Consider the following 16,206-nt stretch of genomic DNA (forward strand, 5'->3'; position numbering starts at 1 on the left):
TAAGTTATCGAATTATATATGTTTTCATTCTGTCTAACGATGAGGAGAGTCAAATAATGGAGAACGTAAAGGCTGGGATAGCGATGACTGATCCGCCAGCCTTGACCGATCAGAAACTGCACCCGGTTTAACTCGAGGGGATATTCTAAGTCATGTATTTATAGGGGGTCAGTTGTAAGTATCCCTTAAATTTGGGGCATTCCGAATTGGTGTTCTCCTTAAAAAACAGGAAGTCGCAGGAGGAGAGCTTTTAAGAAGTTGGAAAGGTTGATGATTCTAGATACGAATGGAGGCCAAGCTAACAGGCGGTAATTGCCACTCTGAAGCCTTTCACAATAGCCAAATCCAACCAACTATGTAGATTTGAGAATCGGAAATGGTCCGTGAATCCCAGCCTCAGATTGCAAATAGCCTAAAAAAGCAGCCAGTGGGCGATCAGATCTCAGTGTTAATGCGTATTAACTGATGGAAACACTAGTCAGGCAAATATTTTGAGGTCAGAGATCCCCTATGTTGGACACGCTCCCATTATTTCCACTCAGCGCCCATGTGCTGCCTGGAGGTAAGTTACAACTTCGCATTTTTGAAGCCAGATATATACGCATGGTGAAAGAAGCCTGCAGGGACGATGCTGGCTTCGGCGTTTGCATGCTCAAAAATCGGAGCGGTAACACCCTCCACAACATGCTGCCCATTGGCACACGGGTCAAAGTGGTCGATTTCGAACAAACGCCAGAAGGTCTACTGGGCATAACTGTGCAAGGTGTTGACCGATTCCGTATCCAGGATGTTTGGGCTGAGCAGGATGGGCTTAAAGTCGGCAATGTCAGTTACCTGCCCAACTGGGAACCGGAGCCGCTGCCCGGTGAATCAAGACACCTGCTTGATGGCTTATGCGAGATATATCGACGCCACCACCATCTGGCAGAGCTTCATCCTGAGCCTCTGTCTGATGATGCCAGCTGGATATGTCAGCGATGGCTGGAATTGATCCCATTGGCACCAGAAGACAAGCACCTTTTAGTCGAACAAAACGACTGTCTCTCAGCACTCAAGTTTCTCACCGATACCGTGCAACTAAAATAGTGCTAAGCCCCGCTGTTACTGGGGTTATAGCAAAATGCACCTCCCTTTCAATAACTTACATTGCTCGCAAATTGAACTTTTTTTGATCTTATTTTGAACGCTCCCCGTAATCATCTTCACCTCGGCGTGAGGATGGAGAAAATAAGATGAAACTTACCAAATCTGTACTATCCCTACTCGTCGCTTCAGCACTGATGGCAGGCTGTAGCGATGATGATGACGATGAAGACGTCGTCGAACCAATGGGCGAAGCCTTCGTCCGTGTAGTCCACGCATCTCCGGATGCACCAAATGTTAATGTGTACGTTGATGGCAATGAGGTATTGAGCGATGTTGCCTATCAGGAGGCGTCTGGCTTCCTCAACTTACCTGAAGGCACATACAATATCCGTGTAGAAGCCATAGTTCCTGGCGGCAATATAGATGTATTCGAAGGCGATGTGGCCGTTGACTCTGATATGCAGTACAACGTCGTAGCTGTAGGCTACGCCGCCGGATTGTTGCAGCCAACCGCACTGGATAGCACCACCTTTACCCCTGTCATCGTGCCCCGTGATGCTGAGTACGATGAATCTATGTTGCGCCTGCAGGTGCTCCATGGTGCACCGGACGTAGGTCTTGTCGGTGTTCACGTGACCGGCCCTGATGATGAGCTGTCTGACAGTACTGAACTGACAGAGCTGGATTACGGTGATTTCACCATGGATCCAGTACTTGTTGCAGCTGGCAGCTACCGCGTTCGCCTGACTGATCCAGACGATGCCAGTGTTGTCGCATTTGATTCAGGCACGCTGGACCTCTCTGCGGGTGGCGACCTGTTTATCACTGCAACCAGTAACACGGGTGCAGGTACCGCGCCTGTGAATCTGCTGGTGATGGACGGCGCGACTGGCGAAGATGGCAATGACGCCGGTGTTATTGGCGATGCCAACCTCGAAGCCGAAGTACGTATCACCCATGCCATCAACAGCGTTGGCGGCGTAGACGTTTGGGTGAACGGCACCGCGCCAGAGATGGGCAGTCCGCTTTATAACCTTATGTTCCCTTATACCACCCCAATGGAAGGGTACCTGTCATTGGCCGCTGGCAGTTATGACTTTGATGTCGCGCTGACCGGAACCATGGATGTCGCAATCTCTGCTGCAGACGTGATGCTCGAAGGCGGCATGCGCTACAACGTATTTGCTATCCCACAAGGCGCAGGTGACGTAGGCCCATCGCTTTGGCCCGTCGTGATAGACGATCGCGCTGTCGCGACTGAATCTAAGCTGCGCGTGCTGCACATTAGCCCCGAAGCTGGTGACGTGGATATCTATCTCAGTGCAGACGATATGATAGACGCCGAAGACACAGTGCTTGCTGGCGTACCTTATCTAGGCGACTCTGGCACGTTGTCGGTTGCACCCGGCATGTATTACCTGATGGTTACACCTGCTGGTGATATGGACACAATCGCACTAGGTCCACTGATGTTGAACCTGGAAGGTGGCATGGTTTACACCGCAGCGGCAGTGACTGATCCAATGAATGAAACCGGTGTGGCTATCGAAGGCATCGATGTCGGTCTGATTGGTCTCGACGCTCTGATGATCGCACCTGGTGACCCGCTGGTTCGCGTATTACACGCTTCCCCTGACGCGCCTGACGTAAATGTACTGGTGGATGGTGAAGTTGCTCTACCTGGCGTTGATTATAAGGTTGCTTCTGGTCTGATTGAGTTACCTGCTGGTACACATACTGTACAGATCGATGCGCTAGACCCTGACGGTGAAGTGCTGGCGACAGTGCTACCAGAAACAGAGCTGAACCTGATGGCGGGTTACACCTACAACATTTCGGCTACTGGTTATGCCGCTGAACTAGGGATGGATTCTACTACAGCGTTCGGTCCTAACATCGTCGCTACTGAAACCCGTGCACTGGCTGGTGATAAAGTGCGAGTAATGATTCAACACGGCGCGCCAAATGCGCCTCAGGTAGACATCTATGTGACAGCCCCAGATGCTGACCTGTCTGCTGCAGATCCTCTTACCACTTTGGCTTTCAACGAATACACCATGTCTCCAGTAGTTGTGCCTGCGGGCGATTACCAGGTGCGTATCACGCCAGCTGGCGACAGCACGGTGGTTTATAACTCAGGCACCTTGAGCCTGGCAGGTGGTAGTGACCTGTTTATCTCTGCTGTCGAAAACACAGGTGCAGGTGACAAGCTGGTGGCACTGGCGGTGATGGACGGTGTTGCTGATGAAAACGGTAATGATGCAGCTATCGTTTACGACACGGCGACAGGTTCAGACGTGCAGGTCATTCACACCGTTGCTGCCGCGCCATTGGTTGACGTGTATGTAAACGATGGATTGGCTATCGATGACTTCGCCTTTATGGCCACCACGGGTGGTTATGTCGGCCTCGACGCGGGTATGACAACGCTTGATGTGACTGCCAGTGACGCGGTGGACAACAGTTCACCTGTGATCACTGCAGATGTCGACCTGATGGCAAGTTACAGCTACAGCGTGTTAGCTATCGGTGATGGCTCAGACACCAAGCCACTGGCACTGTGGCCACTGGTTGATATGCCACGCAGTATTGCTACCGAAGCGATGATCCGATTCGCACATGCAGCAACCGGTGCTCCTTTGGTAGATATCTACCTGAGTGCCGATGCAACGCTAGACAGTGGTGACGCCATGTTGGTTGAAGACCTTGACTACAACGAAACCGCGAGCCTGAGTGTAACGGCAGCAACCAGTGGTTATGTCTTCGTAGCAGTGGCTGACACCCTGACAGCAGCGATTGGCCCAATAATGATCCAAGCTGACTTAGGTGGCGTATATACCGTGGTAGCTATTGATGATGGTATGGGTGGATTCAGCGTAATTGATGTCGATGGCATCGCAGCTGCACCAATGTAGGCCGTACCTGAAGGGGTGAGGAGGTGATCCTCCTCACCCATTTGAAGGAGTAACCATGGGTTCCCTTAGTTCAACCACCAGCAGCCGTTATACTGACAAGCAAGTTGTTGTTAAGTCGGATAAACAAGCTGTGAAAGAGAAGGCAGTAAATCAGGTCGACTGGCGCAGTGTGCTCGTCAAAGTCTCTACCGATCGGTGCAAGCGAAGTTACGCTCAACTGTTCGCATACTTCGCACCCCGTCTGAAAGCGTTTGGTATGAAGCAGTTTGGTCAGGAAGCGCAGGCGATGGAGATGGTACAGGAGACATTGCTAAACGTTTGGCAGAAAGCACATCTCTACAGCCCCGAAAAAGGTGCTCCAAGCACTTGGATTTTTACCATCGCACGTAATCTCAGTTACGACATGATGCGTAAAAAGGGGAGTCGAGGCGAAGAGGTGTGTGCCGAAGACCTGTGGCCAGTACTCTCTGATAGGGAACCTGATGATGATCGCCTGTTGCCGGAACATCTATTGATGCAGCGACAGTTGGACAAGTTTTACGACGTGCTTAGCGAAACCCAAATGGAAGTGGTTCGTAAAGTGTATTTAGAAGATAAACCTCAGCAACAAGTAGCTGAAGAGTTGGAAATACCACTCGGTACGGTTAAATCCAGGCTTCGGTTAGCAGTACAGAAGTTACGGGAGTGCATGCAAAATGAGCTTAATTAAACATCATCCGACGACCGAACTGCTCCAGCAGTTTGCAAACGGCACCACAAGCCCGGCACTCTCACTGGCAGTTTCAGCACATGTTGATATGTGTCCTCATTGTCAGCGAGCTCTGGACGTAATTGAAGCAGAATTAGCACAGGCATGGTCGCTCAAAGAAGAGCCAGCATTGCAGACGCAGGAAAGCGCGTTGCCGGACGAGTTCTCGCAAATGTTCGATGCGATTGTCGCCGAGCCTGCTGAACGTATGGTTGAAACTAAACCGGTGTCGACCTCCATCGCACTCGGTGACAGACAGTTCATACTGCCGCGAGCACTGCAGCGCTTCACCGATGTCAAAGGAAAATGGCTGCACTTAGGTAAGTTGGCGAGGGCCTCTCTGCCGCTCGATGACGAAGCAAAGGCAAGCTTTATCTATATTGAAGGTGATGGCCAGATACCTGAGCACACTCACGGCGGCGTTGAGTGGACGTTGGTCTTGGACGGTTCGTTCAGTGATGAGGAAGGTAAATACAATGCGGGTGACTTTATCCGTTGTGATGGCTCTCACAAGCACTCACCTCGAACTGAAATGGGTGAGGATTGTCTGTGTTTCGCTGTGGTAGAAGCACCGCTGCATTTCACATCAGGTTTGAGCCGACTACTGAATCCAATCGCACGTTTTATGCAGTAGAAAGGTTTATCGGAACCGGGCCTGGCGGTCTGTGAAGACCCGATATTGGTGATTAAACGTCAGAATAGCCAGCGATTTTTAGCGCTGGCTATTTTTTATGCTATCATCGCCGCTCTTCATCAAGCTGGGTAAGGAAACACCGAGGTCGAGGCGTAGGGATGGCGTGTAAACAACTCCAATTTTCAGATAAAAGCGGCTGTCTTACCTATTTCTTTTTTGACACCGAAATGGTGTTTGGCCCAACCCCATCTGAACCTAATCCATCTGAAATTGATAGCTCTTCAGCGGCGCTTCGCTGGCTGGGTGAGCATGCTGTCATGGTACGCTATCGCCAGATTGAATCGATCAAAGAGCGCGACGGTGATCATGGCTTGGAGTTGACCCACTCAACAGGTCATCAACTGCGTCAGTGTCGATTAGAATCGTTTTCAGAGCAGCAAAAATCACAGCTGTTAACTCTGCTTAAGTCTTACCTATATGGTGTACTGGTGGATATCAAAGCGCCAAGAGCTTGGTGGCATGCTGCTATTAACCCTGTGTTGGCGATATGTTTTGCGGTAGTGGCTGGCTATCAGGTTATCGTCCCCCTGTTCTGGCCCACCCTGATGGTGGTCGCGCTTGTCGTTGTTATGGCGCTGATTACTCTCCGGCTCAATTTGTCACAATCTTTGGGGCTGCGCATCTGGCAGGTTCAAAACCCCATTATTCGCGGAATGAAAACGACCTCTTTTGTATTGGTTTCATTGTTGTGCTGGTTAGGTGGGCTAGCGGTGTTTGTGATGCAGGCCGATTATTACTTCGGTGAACATGCCATTCTCCATGCTTACCATGAGGGAAGGCTATCTGACCGGGAACTGAATCGATTGCGTTTGCAGGGCGTATCGGTTGATATCAAAGATGAGTTTGGTTTTACCGTGCTGATGTATGCGGCAGAGGCTGATGACGTCTATCTGGTCGGCAACCTATTGCGACATGGTGCTTCACCCTCTCAAACCGACAATCAGGGGCAAACTGCGTTGTTCCATGCTATCGGCAGTCGTAACCTGGCACTATTGGGGACTCTCGCGCGGCAGAGCAATGTTAATCATCGTGATGCCTATGGCGCGACGCCACTCATGCATATGCTGGAGTACGACCCCACGGCGCAGGCGCTTGCAGTATTGATTGAAAATGGTGCCAGCCTGAATAGTACTAATCGGGCTGGTGACAGTGTACTGGCACAGGCATTTCATCATGGTGTCAGGTCTGATGTGACCGAGCTGCTGATTAGAAGTGGTGCTCGATTAACAGCTCATGAGCGAATGAGCGCGGAGTATCAATCCTGGATTGGCGAGACCAAAACCGCCGTTCAAACCAGTGCTAGTGCCACAGCTTTTTAGCCTGAATTTCTCGCTATTAACTGAGGCCCAGCGTCCTATCAGCTGAGATCCTGCTTCTTTTTAACTGAGATCCTGCGGATCTATATCCAGCGACCAGCGCACCTTGCGGCTTTGCGGCCAGCTTTCTATTTGACTGAGCAACGGGTAAATCCATTGATGTAGCTGCTTTCGGGTACTGGCTTCCAGTAATAACTGCCACCGGTATCGACCCGCTTTTCGCTCCATTGGTGCCGGCATCGGCCCCAAAATATTAACCATATCGCTGCTAGTTGCAGGTGCCGGAATGGTTTGCTGAAGGGCTTGAACTATGGTCGCCAGCAATTGTTCTGCTTCATTAGATTGATGTGCTTCGGCACGAAACAGGGCCAGGTGAGAAAAGGGTGGAAGCAGCGCTTCTTTTCGCTCAGATAATGCTGTGCGCGCGAAATGGCCGTAGCCATTATTGAGCAGATCCTGCAATAAAAGGTGTTCCGGGTGGTGAGTCTGCAATACCAGAGTGCCCGGTTTACCTGCTCGTCCGGCCCTTCCTGCCACCTGAGTAATTAATTGCCCCAGCCGTTCCGGTGCGCGGAAATCTGCACTGAACAGGGCGCCGTCCACGTCCATAATCACGACTAAAGTGACTTCGGGGAAATGGTGGCCTTTGGCTAACATTTGGGTACCGAGCAATAGCTTGGCTTCACCGCGACGGATCTGCCTCAAGTAATTATCCAGCGATCCCTTACGTCGGGTGCTGTCGCGGTCGATGCGAACGCAGGGATGGTCTGGGAAGTGGCGTTGCAGCGCTTGCTCTAGTTGTTCGGTACCCAGCCCCTTGCCAACGAGGCGGGTAGAACCGCACTCCGAACATTGATGGGGTATGGGTCGCTGGCTGCCGCAGTGGTGGCATTGCAGGTAGCCCTGCTTTTGATGCAACGTGTAGTAGGCATCACAACGTTGGCAATCTTCTAAATGACCACATTCATGGCAGATCAGAGCGGCTGCATAGCCGCGGCGATTGAGGAAGATCAGAACCTGGCCGTCGGCGTCCAGGTGTTGCCTTATAGACCCTAGCAGCTCTGGGCTAAAGCCTTGATCCAGTGGCCGGCCTTTAATGTCAATTAGCTGGTGTTTTACCGTTTCTGCGCCACCGGCCCGCACCTTTAATTGGAGGTGGTGATAACGACCGCTCAAGGCGTTCTGCAGGGTTTCCAACGCGGGGGTGGCAGAGCCTAAAATCAGTGGTAGTTTTTCTCGTTGTGCCCGAGCAACGGCCAGATCGCGAGCATGGTAACGATATCCTTCCTGCTGCTTGAGGCTAAGATCATGTTCTTCATCGACAATGATCATACCCAGGTTGTGGCAGGGGCAGAAGATGGCTGAGCGGGTACCAATGATAATTCCTGCACGTCCCTCTTTGGCCTGCAACCAGGCATCAAGACGTTCGGTATCATTTAAGCCGGAATGCATCACGGCCACTGGGCAGTTGAATCGCTGGCTGAAGCGTTGCAGGGTTTGTGGCGTCAGGCCAATTTCAGGCACCAATACCAATACCTGCTTGCCTGCTTCAAGTATCGGCGCCATCGCCTGCAGGTACACTTCAGTCTTGCCGCTGCCGGTGATCCCTTCCAGTAGGAAAGGCTGAAACTGGTCGCTGGTTTGTCGTATCGCCGCCACAGCAGTGGCTTGCTCGGCGTTTAAGCAAGGTGCATCTGAACTGATTTCAAGGGTTTTAGCCCAGTTTTTATCGCCGCTGGCCTGCTCAAACGAAACCGCCAGCCCTTTTCTGACCATGGCAGTTAATGCGCTGCGACTGATCTCATGGTCATTAAGTTGCTCATCAGTCAGTGGCTGGCTCACTTTTAGCAGGCCGAAGATCTGTTGTTGAGATTTGGCGCGTTTTAGGTCTTCGGCTGTTATACGCTCACCATCAGCAGTCAACTTCCAAAAGCGTTGACCTGGCACTGCGGCAGGCGAGCCATCTCTGATCTTGGCTGGCAGGGTACTGAACAGAGCATCTCCCACCGGGTGTTGGTAGTAGCCGGCACTCCACTTGGATAGCTGCCATACCTCAGGGCTGAGCAATGGCTCCGGATCCAGTTTGTCGATAACCGTTTTTACCTGATTGGCGTCCCACTCTGATTCTGTGCTGTGTTCAACCAGGATCCCAATGCGCGTTGATTTACCAAAAGGGACTTTGATCCTGCTACCCACTGGCCACTGAGCGATGTCGGCGCCTTCTGGCAACCGATAATCAAACAGGCGCCGCATCGGCACAGGCAGGGCGACACGGATAAACTGGCTGGTGGGAGTGGTCGACATCAGACCTGCTTGCAATGGATTTAATTAGGCGAAAATACCCAGAGCAATTAAGAATAACAAGCGACCTATCGACATCCTGCACGCTGATCAGACATGTTTAGTTAAAATTGTTCATTATTTTACCAATAGCGCTTGATCGATCTGAGGGGGCTCCTGTATCATTCGCGACCCTAATTTAACGTGAAATACGTGTGGTGTCTGGCACAACAAGGTGACCAGATAGCGACGCGGCCTATTGAGGTAATCCCATGAAAGATGGTATCCATCCTGATTACGCAGAAGTAACTGCGACTTGTTCTTGCGGCAACGTAATGAAGATCCGTTCTACTGTAGGTAAAGACCTGCACTTGGACGTATGCTCTGAGTGTCACCCGTTCTACACTGGTAAGCAGAAAGAAGCTGCTTCTGGTGGCCGTGTTGACCGCTTCAAGAAGCGTTTTGGTTCTCTCAGCACCAAGAAGTAATTGTTGCTGTCGAACGACAGAATTTCGCAAAGGCGCCTTTATGGCGCCTTTGTTTTATCCGGTGCATACTAGGGGCTGTTGACCTTTACTGTCTGTTTTTGCTGCCCGAAGGGTTCGTTGAAACACGTTCTGCGCTGCGTTATTCACTACTTACTTAGATCGCTAAGTTACGTAGCTCATTCCTTGCTCAAAACGTGTTTCATTCGAACAAAATCCATACACGAAAGGTCAACAGCCCCTAATCCCCATTCCATCAGATAGAGAGATTGATAGTGTTGAAGTTTTTGTTCACCTGCGTTGCCTCTCTGCTGTTATTTTCCCCTCTTGTATTGGCCGTGCCCTGTATTCCGGTGGAGTACAACGACAGTGGTTTTGTCAAAACCATCAATGACGGTGACACCTTTACCCTGCAGGATGGTCGACGAATCCGCCTGGTAGGTATTGATGCCCCTGAAGTGGATCATCTTCAACCTGAGAAGTCACAGCCGTTGGCGGTGCCTGCGAAGGAGCTTCTGACCCAATTGTTACCTGCGGGTACGCCAGTAAAGATGCGTTTGGATCTGCGGGAGAAAGATAAATATGGTCGGACCTTGGCGGTGGTGGTCAATCAAAGCAATATCAATGTCTCTGAGGTGTTGATTAAAGCTGGCTTAGCACGTCCCTACTGGATCCCTCCCAACTATTTTGGTTGGCGCTGTTATCAGTTGCACGAGCGTGAAGCACGTGCGCAGCGGGTCGGTTTATGGGGGCTGCCCGTAAATCAGCCGCGGAGTGCAGTCAGCGTATTACCAGAGCAGCGCCGTCAAGTCGATGTGGTTGGCAAGATCACCAAAGTGGAAGAGTCGGCGAAAACGCTCTGGCTAGTATTAGATAACCGCATCTATGTCGGTATCGCGAAAGAACATCTACCGTTATTCGAAGATTTGGCGTTACGGGCACAGCTGATGGAAACAGTGCGAATAACAGGCAAGGTGTACCAGGCTTATGACAAACTACGCATGACCCTGGAACATCCCTGGCAGTTGGCATTCATTGAAAAAACAATTCCTGTCAGAACTGATAGTTAAACAGGGAAACCTGTTTTGAAAACAATTCTCCAACTCTCTTTTTTAACGGCTCGGAAAACATCTCGCGGTAGTTTTTTGTTTTGCGGAACGAGCCCTTGGCATTGGGTAAACTGAGCTCGGGCAAGCCAAAGCGCTCTGACAGGTCTGCCATTGCCTCGTCCATCTGCTCGAACTGATAGACCTTATCGACAGCAATCTCATCATTGATGGTGTACACCTGCCAACTGCGCAGGTTAATCGCAGCTGCGGCCTCATTTTCTATAAATTCGTCCAGGCTCGGGCGTGGCTCCTGGCGGCAACGCCAAAAATAAAGAGAGATGACTTTGTCCCAGGGGTTACGTTCAAAACAGAACTTGTAGTAACTCTGCCAAATATCTTCACCAATGAGCTCTCGAACCTCTGCTGCCCGAATGTGGTTGTAAAATCGCCTGGGTTTGCCTTTCAGCAAATTGATCCAATCTCCCTGGCTGTAATGACTCAGAGGCACGAGGCAATGCTGAGCACTTCTGCCACCTAGCTCACGGCTCTTGGATTCATCGGTAGGTGTAACTCGGGTAATGATGTCTTCACCACCACAATGCTGGCGTAGAGCAAGTTCAATACTGGTTCCTGCAGTCTTGTTTGTTTTCAGGAAAATGAACTTATGTTTGTGAGAAATGATCATCAGACAGTCCCTGTAACAACAGCTATCTGATTAAAATTAGAACAATCTGATGACCCCCCCCATCTTTTACATCAAATTGATTTAGATCAATTGATTTGGGGCATATACCTTTTTGGTTGTAACAACATGTCTGTTCAACGTTGAGGTGTAGGAAAGTTTTGACTAACATTAGACCGACTAATCAGTCGGTTTTTTTCTTGATTTAATGCCAGATACTGACTGAAAACTACAGACATTCATCTCCCGGGAGATAGTTATGGGTTATCAGAGTGAGTCAGCTGTCTCGTCGACCGAAAACAAAGTGACCTCAATTACGTCAGTTCAGGAAAGCAATGACAGGCCAGCGATGGAAGAATCATTAAAACAGCTGCTTGGGCGCCAGCGTAACGCTTTTGACGCCAGTCCCTACCCCAACGCTGCCACTCGAATCGCCAAGCTGAAAGCACTTAAACATGAGTTATTGCAACATCAACAGCAGCTCGCAGAGGCGATGAGCCAAGATTACGGTTATCGTTCGCAAGAAGATTCCATGTTTGGCGATCTGTTGCCCTCAGTGCAAAGCATTGGTTATCAGATCCGTCACCTGAAGAAGTGGATGAAACCTTCGCGTCGGCATGCAGGGTTACTGCTGGCACCCGCCAGCGTCAAAGTGATACATCAGCCACTGGGCGTGATCGGAGTTATCGTGCCGTGGAACTTCCCTCTGACCTTGTCGTTGCCGCCTTTGGCAACGGCCATTGCCGCAGGTAATCGTGCCATGCTGAAGATGTCAGAATTCACTCCCAACACCAATGCCGTGCTCAAATCACTGCTGGCCAAGGTATTTGTGGAAGAGGAAGTCGCGGTGATTGAGGGGGAAGCGGATGTTGCCCAGGTGTTCTCGAAACTGCCATTTGATCACTTACTGTTTACCGGCTCTACCACGGTTGGCCGCCATGTAATGCGAGCAGCGGCTGACAACCTGACCCCGGTGACTCTGGAACTAGGGGGCAAGTCTCCCGCGATTATTGCGCCAGATATGCCAATAGAAAAAGCGGTTGAGCGTATGATCTACGGTAAGACGCTGAATGCCGGTCAGATATGTGTTTCTCCGGATTACGTTCTCTGCCCAGAAGACAAGGTGCGTGCGTTTTGTGATGCCTTTGTGGCACGTTTCAAGCAGATGTATCCAGCGCCGACTCAGCGTGATTACAGCTGTGTGGTGAATGAACGGCAATATGAACGCCTTAATGGATGGCTTGAGGATGCAAAAGAGAAAGGCGCTGAAGTACTCCCTTGTGGTGACATTGGCAGTGCTGATGCCCGTCATATGGCCCCGCAACTGTTGCTGAACGTCAACGATGATATGACAGTGATGCAGCAGGAGATCTTTGGTCCATTGCTGCCGGTTATCGCTTATCGCACAATTGATGAAGCCTTGGCGTACGTGCAGGCACGGCCGAGGCCGCTGGCGCTGTATCTGATGTCATTTGACCGTCAATTGCAGCAGCGCATAGCGACAGAAACCCATTCCGGTGGGGTTTGTATCAATGACACGGTATTTCATGTGGCTGCCGATGATGCGCCATTCGGTGGTATTGGACCATCAGGCATGGGGCATTATCACGGCAAAGAGGGTTTTCTGACTTTCTCCAAGGCAAAAACCATTCTGACTCAGGGACGTTTTGCGTCGTCAATCCTGGTTCATCCGCCATATGGTAAATGGTTGCAGCGCATGTTGGTTAAATGGTTTATGCGGTAGGGCGTGTCGATGTCGTTATCTAAGAGAGAAATGATACTCGCTGCTGCGCTCGAGCTGTTTACCGAGCGCGGCTTCCAGGCCACATCGACGGCCTTAATAGCCAAGACTGCTGGCGTTGCCACGGGCACCCTGTTTCACCATTTTGAGTCGAAAGAGGCATTGATAAACCAGCTGTATCTGGACATTAAACTGGCCATGGCGACAGCCATGGTACCCGAGAAATCGATGTCGTCTTTGAGCAGCGTCGAACAACTCAAGGTAGCCGCAGCAGTGCTTTGGCGCCAGGCTCTCGAATGGTGTATTACCCATCATAAAGAGGCGCGCTTTTTTGCCCAGTACAACCATTCACCTTACATCGACAAACAAACCGTCGCGCAGGCACAGACGCAAGTGCTGGGTTTTGTCACAGAGCTGATTGAGCAGGGACAGGCGATAGCGATATTTAAACCTCTGCCCGCGCCACTGCTTTATGAGGTTTGTCATGGTTTGATGTTGCAAACCGCGTTTTTCTACATTGAGGCCGAGAGCCGTCCCTCAGAAACGGACATAGAACAGACGTTTGGCTTGCTTTGGGATGCCCTGCATGCATAGTTAATGAGTCATTTTTGCTTACGGAAAGCAGCGCATATAAAGAGGGTGACACAGTGACTCAACCGGCTCCCGTGATACGCCACGGCGCGTATCCGGAATTAACGTTGCCTGCCGTTCTGGTAGGTTATTTCCTTGGTGCCATTATTGCAGTCAGTATCGGCTATGCGGCACTGATCCTTGGTTTTTCTATTGAAGGCTCAGAACTGGCTGCCATCCTGGGTTTTGCCGTTCTACGTGGCATGTTGCGACGCCACAGTATTGTTGAAAACAATGTCACCCAAACCGTCGCCAGTGCCGTTAATGGTGCATCGTCGGGCATGATGTTTTCAGTACCCGCGCTGTTTATTCTTGGCTATACCGATTTTGACCCCTTGCTGCTGACCTTTGGCTGTATTGCCGGAGCGTTTCTGGGGATCGCCTTTATTATCCCCCTGCGCAAACAGATGATTGATTACGAGCGTCTGACCTATCCGGGTGGCGTTGCCGTGGCTACCATTCTCAAATCTCCTGGCGCAGGTGTGCAAAAAGCCAAGCTGCTTGCTGGGGCGGCCATCGTATCGGCTCTTATCCATTTTTGGTCCCAGAGTGCTGGGTTTGATAACTGGAATCTGGGTGAGTTAATTGGCCTGCCCGAATATATGAATGGGGTCTGGTACCTGTCGTTGTTGACCGTGGGGGTAGGTTTTATTGCGGGTCGCGGCGGCATCGCATTTATCATTGGCGGTTTTGTATGTTACTGGTTGTTGGCGCCACTACTCAGCGGTTTCGACCTGCTGCCCGTTGATGCTGACGGCAACCCAGTTACATCACCCAATGTATTGCGGGTAGACCTGTACCGACCTGTGGGCATTGGCATGCTGATTGGTGGCGCACTGATGGGTATCGCTTTGGCGCTACCTTTGATTATTTCGGCGATCCGTTCGATGCAGAACGCTGCGCGCAGTAAGTCAGTGATTAGCAAAGACGAGATGCCGATTAAGCTGCTTTACATTGCCATTGTTGGTGCGGCGATTTTGCTGGCAGTGATGTCGATTCTGTCGACTGAGCATATGGGGCTGGGCCGTGGCCTGTTGATGGCTGTTATGGGTACCCTGTGGATCTGGATCGCTGGTGTGATCCTCTCTGAAGCGATTGGCCGCACTAACTGGTCGCCACTCTCCGGGATGACCCTGATCGCCGTAACTATTCTGATTATCATCGCCAAAGGCCTGGGAGATACCGAGGCAGTAATTGCGGCTGTGACTTTAGGCGCTGCTGTATGCGTGGCGATGAGTCAGGCCACAGACCTGATGCTTGACCTTAAAACTGGCTATCTGGTGGGTGCAACACCAAAGATGCAGCAGATGGGGCAGTTTCTGGGCGCTTGGTTAGGTCCTATTCTGGTGATTGGCTTGATCATGGTGCTTCATGAAGCCTATGGCCTTGGCTCAGACAAGCTGCCTGCTCCTCAGGGTCAGGCGTTAGCGAGCATGATAAGCGGTATTCTGGGTGGGGATATTCCTACCGAAAAATATCTGGCTGGTGCCGGCATTGGCGCGCTGCTCTCTGCGTTGTCTGGCGGTTTGGGTATTACCGTAGGCTTGGGCTTCTACCTGCCCTTTAATATTGTGCTGACCTACGCCATCGGTACTGTGTTGCGTGAAGTGTCTGATCGCGTGATGAGGCATAGTTTCAGTGAATCTGTAGGAATACCGTTGGCGGCCGGCTTGATTGTCGGTGAAGCGCTGGTGGGTGTAGGCTTCGCGATCAGCTACGTTGTGGAGGGCTTCTAATATGTTAGTACTAGGCTACGTATTACTGATGGTAGGCGCGCTGACTGCCGCCTTTACTACCTCGCTCGATCCTTCCACATTGCCTTGGGGCTATTATGCATTGGCGATGCTGGTGGGCATCGTTGGCTTGGTGTTGGTAAAGCGGCACCAGCATCTGGAAGCTAACGATCATACCCAGCTACAGGAAAATCTGGGGCAGTTGAACGAGGCGCTGGGGCGTATTGTTACTCAGGCCGAAGCCTTGGTTGAGCGTCGCCACGAGTTGCCGGTGCATGAGTACCGATTTGAAATTGACCGCCTGTTCCGTGAAGACCTTAACCAGTTCGCCGAGGCGCGCTACAGCATACGTCATAGTTGTGGTGTGCAGGTGTTTGCCGATGTGATGTCGCCGTTTGCGGCGGGTGAGCGTTATATCAACCGGATCTGGTCTGCGTCAGCTGATGGTTATCTGGAAGAAGCAAATAGCTATCTGATGCGAGCCCTTGAGCAGTTTCGTGAAGCAAGAGCGGTGCTTTCTGCAGCGCTTTCAACGGCCTCTTCCTCCGAAGCCATCAACTGAGTTAATCCCTCTTCTGCCCCAGTGTCGGTGGCTTTATGGTCATCGACATATTTCTGTCATCCCAAAGCGAGATCATAGCCATGATGATTCACTGTTGAGTTATCGTTGTGGGAGGCCTTTATGGTTGAGTATGAATTTATGATGCTGTTGATTCCGGCATTATTGATAGCTGCCTGGCTGGAGATGTGCGTAGATGTGCTCAGATAGTCATGCAGCGCTAAATTCCGCAGTCTCAGGTATAAAAAAGCCCCGCTTATCCATTGATAACCGGGGCTTTTTTAAGCC

At 51.0% G+C, this 16,206-nt stretch carries 13 protein-coding genes; 11 read left to right on the forward strand and 2 right to left on the reverse strand.

Going from position 1 to position 16,206, the window contains the following annotated elements; all coding sequences use genetic code 11:
- Positions 1 to 510 precede the first annotated feature (510 nt).
- The 5 genes from ABEA14_RS05640 (at position 511) to ABEA14_RS05660 (ending at position 6,762) form a co-directional block, all read left to right on the forward strand.
- Positions 511 to 1,086 (forward strand): LON peptidase substrate-binding domain-containing protein, encoded by a 576-nt coding sequence (locus ABEA14_RS05640; protein WP_345338905.1) that lies wholly within the window; start codon positions 511 to 513, stop codon positions 1,084 to 1,086.
- Between the two features lie 146 nt (positions 1,087 to 1,232).
- Entirely contained in the window at positions 1,233 to 4,001 is a 2,769-nt protein-coding gene (locus ABEA14_RS05645; protein WP_345338906.1) for a DUF4397 domain-containing protein, read from the forward strand.
- 55 nt (positions 4,002 to 4,056) lie between these two features.
- On the forward strand, positions 4,057 to 4,710 hold the full coding sequence (locus ABEA14_RS05650; protein ID WP_345338907.1) for a sigma-70 family RNA polymerase sigma factor: 654 nt from the start codon (positions 4,057 to 4,059) through the stop codon (positions 4,708 to 4,710).
- A complete protein-coding gene (locus ABEA14_RS05655; protein ID WP_345338908.1) occupies positions 4,697 to 5,383 on the forward strand; it encodes a ChrR family anti-sigma-E factor in 687 nt (228 codons plus the stop codon). The genes ABEA14_RS05650 and ABEA14_RS05655 overlap by 14 nt, the downstream gene beginning before the upstream one ends.
- 158 nt (positions 5,384 to 5,541) lie before the next feature.
- Positions 5,542 to 6,762 (forward strand): ankyrin repeat domain-containing protein, encoded by a 1,221-nt coding sequence (locus tag ABEA14_RS05660; protein ID WP_345338909.1) that lies wholly within the window; start codon positions 5,542 to 5,544, stop codon positions 6,760 to 6,762.
- A 60-nt stretch (positions 6,763 to 6,822) separates the two neighbouring features.
- Here the strand turns inward: ABEA14_RS05660 and priA are convergent, their stop codons facing one another.
- Positions 6,823 to 9,063 (reverse strand): primosomal protein N', encoded by a 2,241-nt coding sequence (gene priA / locus ABEA14_RS05665; RefSeq protein ID WP_345338910.1) that lies wholly within the window; start codon positions 9,061 to 9,063, stop codon positions 6,823 to 6,825.
- A gap of 248 nt (positions 9,064 to 9,311) precedes the next feature.
- On the opposite strand from priA, the gene rpmE reads away from it, so the two are divergent.
- Positions 9,312 to 9,527, forward strand: coding sequence for a 50S ribosomal protein L31 (rpmE, locus tag ABEA14_RS05670; RefSeq protein ID WP_345338911.1), 216 nt, complete (start codon positions 9,312 to 9,314; stop codon positions 9,525 to 9,527).
- Positions 9,528 to 9,799: 272 nt separating this feature from the next.
- Positions 9,800 to 10,594 carry a thermonuclease family protein gene (locus ABEA14_RS05675; RefSeq protein WP_345338912.1) on the forward strand — a complete coding sequence of 265 codons (795 nt, stop codon included), beginning with the start codon at positions 9,800 to 9,802 and terminating at the stop codon, positions 10,592 to 10,594.
- Here ABEA14_RS05675 and ABEA14_RS05680 read toward each other — a convergent pair.
- On the reverse strand, positions 10,578 to 11,258 hold the full coding sequence (locus ABEA14_RS05680; protein ID WP_345338913.1) for a sulfotransferase family 2 domain-containing protein: 681 nt from the start codon (positions 11,256 to 11,258) through the stop codon (positions 10,578 to 10,580). The two genes, ABEA14_RS05675 and ABEA14_RS05680, sit on opposite strands and share 17 nt — an antisense overlap.
- 346 nt (positions 11,259 to 11,604) lie before the next feature.
- Between ABEA14_RS05680 and ABEA14_RS05685 the strand changes: the two genes are divergently transcribed.
- The 4 genes from ABEA14_RS05685 to ABEA14_RS05700 are packed head-to-tail and all read left to right on the forward strand — an operon-like array spanning position 11,605 to position 15,921.
- The gene (locus ABEA14_RS05685) at positions 11,605 to 12,999 is read left to right on the forward strand and encodes a coniferyl aldehyde dehydrogenase (protein WP_345339409.1); all 1,395 of its coding nucleotides are present in this window, start codon (positions 11,605 to 11,607) and stop codon (positions 12,997 to 12,999) included.
- 9 nt (positions 13,000 to 13,008) lie between these two features.
- Positions 13,009 to 13,590: a TetR/AcrR family transcriptional regulator gene (locus ABEA14_RS05690; RefSeq protein ID WP_345338914.1), complete on the forward strand. Its 582-nt coding sequence runs from the start codon at positions 13,009 to 13,011 to the stop codon at positions 13,588 to 13,590.
- A gap of 53 nt (positions 13,591 to 13,643) precedes the next feature.
- On the forward strand, positions 13,644 to 15,362 hold the full coding sequence (locus tag ABEA14_RS05695; protein ID WP_345338916.1) for an OPT family oligopeptide transporter: 1,719 nt from the start codon (positions 13,644 to 13,646) through the stop codon (positions 15,360 to 15,362).
- Position 15,363: 1 nt separating this feature from the next.
- Positions 15,364 to 15,921, forward strand: a complete 558-nt coding sequence (locus tag ABEA14_RS05700; protein ID WP_345338917.1) for a hypothetical protein — start codon at positions 15,364 to 15,366, stop codon at positions 15,919 to 15,921.
- The last annotated feature ends 285 nt before the right edge of the window (positions 15,922 to 16,206 follow it).

It is taken from the genome of Corallincola platygyrae, from assembly GCF_039544265.1.
GTDB lineage: Bacteria > Pseudomonadota > Gammaproteobacteria > Enterobacterales > Neiellaceae > Corallincola > Corallincola platygyrae.

What these genes read in the sequence shown, in the direction of transcription:
- ABEA14_RS05640 (WP_345338905.1), top strand. Translation starts at nt 511, where the DNA reads ATGTTGGACACGCTCCCATTATTTCCACTCAGCGCCCATGTGCTGCCT.
- ABEA14_RS05645 (WP_345338906.1), top strand. Translation starts at nt 1,233, where the DNA reads ATGAAACTTACCAAATCTGTACTATCCCTACTCGTCGCTTCAGCACTG.
- ABEA14_RS05650 (WP_345338907.1), top strand. Translation starts at nt 4,057, where the DNA reads ATGGGTTCCCTTAGTTCAACCACCAGCAGCCGTTATACTGACAAGCAA.
- ABEA14_RS05655 (WP_345338908.1), top strand. Translation starts at nt 4,697, where the DNA reads ATGAGCTTAATTAAACATCATCCGACGACCGAACTGCTCCAGCAGTTT.
- ABEA14_RS05660 (WP_345338909.1), top strand. Translation starts at nt 5,542, where the DNA reads ATGGCGTGTAAACAACTCCAATTTTCAGATAAAAGCGGCTGTCTTACC.
- priA (WP_345338910.1), bottom strand. Translation starts at nt 9,063, where the DNA reads ATGTCGACCACTCCCACCAGCCAGTTTATCCGTGTCGCCCTGCCTGTG.
- rpmE (WP_345338911.1), top strand. Translation starts at nt 9,312, where the DNA reads ATGAAAGATGGTATCCATCCTGATTACGCAGAAGTAACTGCGACTTGT.
- ABEA14_RS05680 (WP_345338913.1), bottom strand. Translation starts at nt 11,258, where the DNA reads ATGATCATTTCTCACAAACATAAGTTCATTTTCCTGAAAACAAACAAG.
- ABEA14_RS05685 (WP_345339409.1), top strand. Translation starts at nt 11,605, where the DNA reads ATGGAAGAATCATTAAAACAGCTGCTTGGGCGCCAGCGTAACGCTTTT.
- ABEA14_RS05690 (WP_345338914.1), top strand. Translation starts at nt 13,009, where the DNA reads ATGTCGTTATCTAAGAGAGAAATGATACTCGCTGCTGCGCTCGAGCTG.
- ABEA14_RS05700 (WP_345338917.1), top strand. Translation starts at nt 15,364, where the DNA reads ATGTTAGTACTAGGCTACGTATTACTGATGGTAGGCGCGCTGACTGCC.